This window comes from bacterium (genome assembly GCA_009926305.1).
Classification (GTDB): domain Bacteria; phylum Bdellovibrionota_C; class UBA2361; order UBA2361; family RFPC01; genus RFPC01.
This window is the reverse complement of sequence record RFPC01000243.1, coordinates 1-1200: the sequence shown is the minus strand read 5'-3', so window position 1 is coordinate 1200 and position 1200 is coordinate 1. Positions and strand designations below refer to the sequence as shown.

Below are 1200 nucleotides of genomic sequence, written 5' to 3'. Positions count from 1 at the left end.
ACATGCATTAAGCCTTCTCGCTGGACTTCGAGAGCCTAGCTCTTTCCACTTTTCTTTGACCTCTTTAAGATCCTTTTGAAAAGTGCTTTCAAGGTAGTGCTCGCTATAAAAGTCAGACGAGTTGTTGATAACAGTGGAAAGACTCATCTCACACTCCCTCTATAACAAGTACAAGTTGAGTGGTCGGTGAGTCAGCAGGAGTAAATTGTCGCTTCATCCATTCCTCACGACTCTTAAGATGGCTTTCCATAAACTGCTCTTTGAATTTAAGCCTTCTGTAGTGTGGGCTATCTGGTGAAAGCGATTCTTTTTTCTCATCTAGGAATTTTCTTCGTCCATCTGCCCACTTCCTAAGCCGCCTCTGTTCTTTCCTAAGTCGGGTCGCAAGTCCGTCACTAAAATGCTTTTGATTCAGGCTTTTTAAGTGTTCAAGGCTTGCTTGTACCGCAGAAGCGCGCATAAAGTTGGCAGTCTCAAGCTTTTGATCCCCACCTAAGTTTACCTGAGCATGAAAGTCAGCTCTTTCAAGCACTTCTTTAAGAGGAAAAACTTGGGGTTCAGATTTACCGCCGGGAAGAAATTGAACAGCATGGGCTGAAGACACAAGCGGACTTCCAGCTTTTGAGCTCAGTTGTCCTATAAAGCAAAACAATAACTCTCCAGTGTCTAATGCCGACGACGTTATGTAAGGAGCTTCCCCCCTTCCGTGCAACATGAGTAACCGCTCTGTTACCCACTGGAGAATTGGATGCTGGTCAGTTAGTAGGGTCTCCCGAGACCAGTGCCCTGACATGTTACGCGCTGCTTCTATAGCACGCACAACACGGTGGTCATGATCTGTAAGGTGAAATTCCCCATCTTCAGGGTAGGCCTCAGAGGGAATAACACTTGCGCCAAAGATAACGTCCGTCTTTACATCCTCTGACCCAAGGTATCGAGCGAGGTCTTCAGGCGGTTGGAGAAGAAGGAGCTCCCCTCTATCTTCTATCTCCGGGTAGCTTTCCTGCTCAGCTTTGAAGAAGCGGTAACCCTGGATTAAAAAATCCTGATCGGATAACAGTCGAAGTCTTGTTAATTCTTCGCGAACTTCATCTTCTTCACCCTCATCGTCATCTTGTAAAAGTGCAATCAGATCCTCATCCATCTCAACACGAGCTTGCTGGATGGTGTTCTCAAGACTAGCTGGCGAATCATTCGGAT

Annotated in this window: 1 protein-coding gene; it reads right to left on the bottom strand. The window is 46.2% G+C overall.

Annotated features, from left to right (window positions below; translation table 11 throughout):
• Window positions 1–148: 148 nt before the first annotated feature.
• Window positions 149–1200, bottom strand: a 1052-nt coding sequence (locus EBR25_14195; GenBank protein NBW42121.1) for a helicase, incomplete at its 5' end; no start/stop codon positions are given.